The 5,884-nt window shown below is 37.0% G+C and carries 3 protein-coding genes and 1 pseudogene; 1 reads left to right on the top strand and 3 read right to left on the bottom strand.

The genetic code is table 11. From position 1 onward, the window contains the following. From UC75_RS03650 to UC75_RS03640, 3 genes are all read right to left on the bottom strand, one after another. Positions 1-1,139 (bottom strand): PepSY-associated TM helix domain-containing protein (locus UC75_RS03650; protein ID WP_228137060.1); only part of this gene is annotated, 1,139 nt, incomplete at its 3' end. Between the two features lie 352 nt (positions 1,140-1,491). After that, entirely contained in the window at positions 1,492-3,456 is a 1,965-nt protein-coding gene (locus tag UC75_RS03645) for a multicopper oxidase family protein (protein WP_049836724.1), read from the bottom strand. A 42-nt stretch (positions 3,457-3,498) separates the two neighbouring features. After that, the gene (locus UC75_RS03640) at positions 3,499-5,046 is read right to left on the bottom strand and encodes a tyrosinase family protein (RefSeq protein WP_049836723.1); all 1,548 of its coding nucleotides are present in this window, start codon (positions 5,044-5,046) and stop codon (positions 3,499-3,501) included. 650 nt (positions 5,047-5,696) lie between these two features. Between UC75_RS03640 and UC75_RS20045 the strand changes: the two are divergent. Then, a pseudogene (locus UC75_RS20045) lies at positions 5,697-5,884 on the top strand (ABC transporter substrate-binding protein); the annotation flags it as partial.

Below are 5,884 nucleotides of genomic sequence, written 5' to 3'. Positions count from 1 at the left end.
GCAGCCTTATATGCATAAATAATCATAATGCACAGTAGCAAAGCATAAAGTGCTAGTACCAATTGATTTATCCAGCCAAATAAAACACCAATATGCGCATCAACTCCCCAACGAGTGAGCTTTGCCACCAGCGAGTAGTCTTTAAACGCAAGTTGATCGATGACTTTGTGGTGTTCCATATCAATTGCGATACTGTCTGCTTGAGTTGGCCATTTACGCTGAATTTCGGCGACTTCCCAAGCTTGATTACCACTGGTAGGTGGTTTGATTTGTATTTGTGCTGCGTCAATGCCATGCACTCTGGCGATTTCAAGAGCGGCATCATATTCACTTGGAATAATATTTAGGTTAAGGTTTTCACTGTGCGGCATGTCGTGATGCTCATGGTGCATCACTGTAGGTAAATTATCTTCTTGAAGCGAAGTTACCAATGTTGGGGTTTGCCAGCTGAGCCATTGACGAGCAACTCGAATATTATCTCCAGCCCACTCGGACCATGTAAGACCCGTAATGGCGATTATTAATAAGAGAGGGAATAACGCTAAACCCAACGTGCTATGCCATTTCAGTAATCTATTTTTTTCTGTTTGTCTAATTTTAAGATTTTGACGACGTTTCCACCAATTATATAGTCCAGTTAAAGTCAAAATAGCTAACCAGCTTGCTGCCAGTTCACTATAAAAGCGACCCCATTTTCCTAGTAATAAATTGCTATGTAGTTGGTCGAGTGTAGTCCGAAACGGCAGAACCCCACTGGTACCATAAACCGCTAGATGGCCTTTGGCTTGAAGCGTAAAAGGATCAATAAAAACGGCTTCACTCGTAAAATCATGTATAGGATCTGAGAAAATTACACGAGTTGTTTGGTCAGCACTTGGGGCTGGCCTAACTTCAATCACCTGTGCAGACTTAGGCATTACTTGCTTTGCGGCTTCAATTTGCTGGCTCAGCATATGTGGCGGTTGCTTCAGTGGCTCAACATATAGAACATCTTTATAAATCGCTTGCTCTATTTGAGGTGTAATTGTATAGAGTAAACCAGTGATTGCTGCGAACAAGATAAATGGCGCAATAAAAATACCAGCATAAATATGAATTAAACGATAAAGACTACGCCAGAAGGATGATTGGGTCAGCATCAGAAAAGAATGTTTGTCAGGTGGTGGGCGGATTATAACGACTTATTTATCTTGATGCTGATTGAGCTGTAACCAGTATTAAATTATTTGAGTAGCTCTTAGGCATATTGTCTGGTTTGATAATTAAATGGTTTTTATTACTTGGTAAATTATATATTTTTTACTTACGCCTTAAGATCTTATTTACATGACATATTTAATAATGAAACAACTTATTATTTAAATAATCTGGATTTTTATCGTACATTTTTCTACAAGAACTGATGACATAAATATCAGAATTAATATGTTAAAAACCACTTATTTTAGGATAAGCGGTTTTATTAGAATAAAATTGTATTATAGTCCCAAATTAATGATGGCCTTGGGAAATACCACCATTTCCATCAGAAAGACTAATTCGAATATTTTGCATCATGCCTTGATCTTCATGATCTAAAATATGGCAGTGCAATACAAAGTCACCGATGTAGCGTTCGTACTTGGTTCTAACAATGACTTTATAACTGGCTCCTTGTACGTTTTTAACCCAGATAGTATCTTTCCATGTCCCTTTTAGACCGCGGTATTGTGGGTCAGGGGCAGCTGTTTTGTCATAGTCATCCACGGCGTTTATATCACTGACATCTTTACCGTTAGGGTCATACACTGCCACGACTTGAAATGGGTTTACATGAATATGAAAAGGGTGGCTGGCTAATTTAGAGGTGAGTATCCATTCATCGGTTTTGCCTAACTCGAGCGTACGGTCAATTCGATCTGGTTGATACGGTTTTCCATTCACCTGAAACTGAACTGGATCAGCATTTGTATCAATATTAAATTCTAAAAATTGTTTATACGGTGTAGCTGGTAAGTCCTGATGAGGAACAAAGTGACTGAATTTCAGATTTTGTTGTAAATCTTGAAGCACAGCAGGACGCATATCTGGGGCAATATTACGTGCTGCATTATTGCTTAACGCTGTTGTTAAAGATTGAGGTGTTGAAGTGGCTTTATTAACTTGAATGATACCCAGCAAGCGTCTTTGCGAAAATGTACGGTCTACGTTAGCCGAAGCAGACGCCGCCTCATCAACTAAACAATAACGACCTTCTTGTGGGAATTGCATTAATGCATCATAACGGTAACCCGGTTGAAAGACCGTAACTGTTTTATCCATAACCTGTTTAAAGGTTAGGCCATCGGCTGCAATAAGATGCTGACTTACAATTGGCCCTGTACAACTCTCACTTAATAATTTCTTTTCACCCATTGGGGTCAAATCGAGCTTGGAAGGAATATTCTGCATTTGACGAACGCTTAAGTTGATACTGTCACGGACACCTGCATGTACCATTCGCCACCGCTCAACTTGTCCTGCAACCGCTTGAGTAATGAAAGGTTGTATTTCGCCATTAATACTCGTATATCGGCCTGATTTCCCCCAATCACCAGGACCAAACCCCTGATAATCTCTAATTTCACCAATTTGATTGTTTGGGCAAATATAGTTGCCATTACTATCGGTTTCGATATTTCCGTTAGCATCATAGCAAGCATATTGGATTTGCTGAAAAACTAGGGTTCTTTCTTTAAAACCATAAGTGAGTAAATCTAAATCACCTGTCTTATTGGGGGTAGGTTGACGATATCCACGAATAATTAAAGCTCCCGCCATACCACTTGCAACTTGAATAGCGGTTGAACCATGTCGATGCGGGTGATACCAAAATGTTCCTGCTGGATGATCGGGTGGAATGTTGTATTCATATTGGAAATTAACACCCGGATTAATCGAAATTAAAACGTTATCACTATTTCCTGCTGGGTTAATCCATAAACCGTGAGTGTGCATGTTAGTGCCATCAAAACAATGGGGTTTATTCACATCAAAATGATCGCCAGTACAACTTGGGTCTTTAGGAAATTTTTTGTGAGTAATCGGGTCTATATCAAGTTGATTATCTAAGTTTGCTCGTACAGTTTCTCCCGGAAATACTTCAATCGTTGGAGCAATATAAGGTGTATTGGGCTGTGTATCTGTACCTTGATAACTACGTAAAACAACTTCGTCATAACGATTTGTCGCTGGGTTCCATAGTTTGTTCCTCGTTTTTTTAACCTCCCATGTAAATAATGCTTCATTTGAAGATTGCATTTGCGGCGTATTTGTTGATGAAACTTTCGGGTTGGGGGCAGCAAGTAATGCAACATGTTTACGTGCAACAGTCATATCGGGTGGGTCTTCTAATATACGTTCAGAAGAATTATTTGCTGATACACACCAACTCACTAAAGTTAGAGGCGTGCATAATATTAAATGAGCTATTTTCATAATGAATATAGGCCTGAAAAAATCAGGCCTCTCCCTTAATTATTATTTTGATGTTTCTAAGCGAACCTGAGAAATACTCAAGCCTTGAGAGCTTACTTTTTCTTTCACTTGATCAAGCGTTAAATCAGTAGCAACAAACTGCACTTCTAAGTCTTCAGCCGCCATGCCTAATTGCTTAACTTGATCACTGACTTGATAGACCAATTGGCCAATATGACCTGGGTGTCCGCCGTGGTCATGATCTAACACACCGAAGTAGTTAATTGTGGCAACATAAATTTTTTGGTCTGGTTTATTTTTTGGAGATAGATAAATCTTATAGGTTAGATTTGGATTACCAATCATTTGGACATTATCTAATATTAAATAGGTTTGTCCTGATGAGAGCTTTGTTTGAGTAGGTTGACTTGAGTTTTCTAGGAAACTTGCAGTTTGAGGGGCTAAAGCTACTTTTTGAGTTACACCCATAAGCTTGATGCTTTTATTACTGCTAACTGGTTTATGATTCACTTTAAATAGGTTTGCTTTTTCAGCACCTTTACTACTCATGACAGTAGCTTCAACTTTACAAGCATTTTCATTGGTATATCGCACTGGGATTTTACCGGGGGTGAATACATCAGCAATCGTCATGGTAACTTTGTTGCCGTTTTCATCTGCAAAGGTATATCGGGTGTCATACCAACTATCTGGCATACCTAAGTTTTTCTTGGCCCATTCAAGCGTAATTGGCTGCCCATTTGCTTTTTTATTTAACCAGCATTGCCATAAGCGGTCGATATTTGCATGGTGCATATAAAATACGGGGTCTAAGCCTGCAATAGGTACAAATCCCATATCTGGTAGTACACAGTTTTTACCGACTGCACAGTGCATGACACCATGGGGTTGAGACTGTAATTGGTTAGAGAAGTCTGTGAAGTTATCCCATTTAAATGCTTGAGCAGCGCTGGCATTGTCTGGATCGATGGCGCTGATATTTGCATTTAAACCCGGTGTACGGTACTGATCATATAAAGTCCCAGCCTGTTTACCCCGGACCAATTGAGGGAGTGCTAAGCCTTTACCATTAGCAGCTTTTTCTTGGTAATAATCCCAGTAAGGAAGAGAGTAATCTTGCCCAACATATTTACGTACTGTCCGCTCATAAAAATAAAGCATCATACGGTGCCAAGGTAAGAAATTTAGATTGCCATGTTGGCATGTACCCCAAACGTCATCGGTAAAGCCATCATTTGGGACTGGTGAATTTTGAATATGCTTATAGTAACTGTCACATACTGCTTTACTATATATCTCTAAACACTGTGGCATACGGTATTGATTAACATAATAATCTTTGTCTGTTGCATGTTTACCTGTACCAAAATAGCCATGTGTATTGGCCCAGTAATTAAAGCTTGTACGAAACTCCGGTGATAAAGGGGGAGCATTATTATTTGCTCGCATTTTTTCCAAACCCTTTTGTAATGCGCTTACTTTGGCTGGATCTTTTGCAAACTCCGTGGCACTTATTCGTAGTGAGTCAGCATGAGTCGTTAAGCTCATACCACACAATAGAGTTCCTAAAATATAATAATTTCTCTTCATGATTTTAAATCCTTGTCATGTTTAATATTCTTATATTTGATTATTAGTAATGTATGAATTTACCCTTGGTTTGGGTAATTCTTAATCTAATCTAGCATATAAAGAAGTTTTTATTAAAGGTTTATATTTAATATTAATAATGAAAAAATTTAATTTTAAATTCTGTAATTTTTTAGAAAAACTTAAATATTTAGTATATTATTTATAATAGTTTTTTATTAATAATTAAAAGGCTTTTAAAATAAAAATAATTATATTTTTGTTTAATATGTTTTGTTTTTTTAAATTTATGGGTTTGAGATCTCATTATTAGGTGAAATGTTAGATATGAAACTTTTTGATTGAAATTAAATATTAAGAAATTATTTTATTTGAATGGTTAGAATGTAAGTTCTAAAGGTTTTTTATAGGGCTATCTATATTTTGAGTTTTAAAATACAAATTACAATTGCATGATTATTAAGTTTATTTTGTAATTTTGGCATTTTTTTTGCTTAATTACTCTTATCTTTAGTACAACATTTGATTTACTAACTTATAAATGATGATTCAAACCGTCTTGCTCTTTTATGGTGTCTTTTTCATATGAAAAATGCACCAAATAGACACGTCTTTTTATTTTGCACTGTAATTGTGCGTTGGATGCTGTAATGAAGTCATTGGTTTCAATACTCACTTTACTCATTCTATGTGGATGTTCTTCATCTGAACAAAGTAGAAAAACTAAAGAAAACTTGGTAGCCCATTCGATATGTGTTTTTGATAGTACAAATACAAAAGTGTGTGTAGCCAAACCAGCGCAAAGAATAGTTTCTCTATTTGAATCAGGTTTAGATGG

It is taken from the genome of Acinetobacter sp. V2, assembly GCF_001188385.1.
Classification (GTDB): domain Bacteria; phylum Pseudomonadota; class Gammaproteobacteria; order Pseudomonadales; family Moraxellaceae; genus Acinetobacter; species Acinetobacter oleivorans.
Note: the sequence above shows the minus strand (reverse complement) of the source record. Positions and strands in the feature narration are given on the sequence as shown.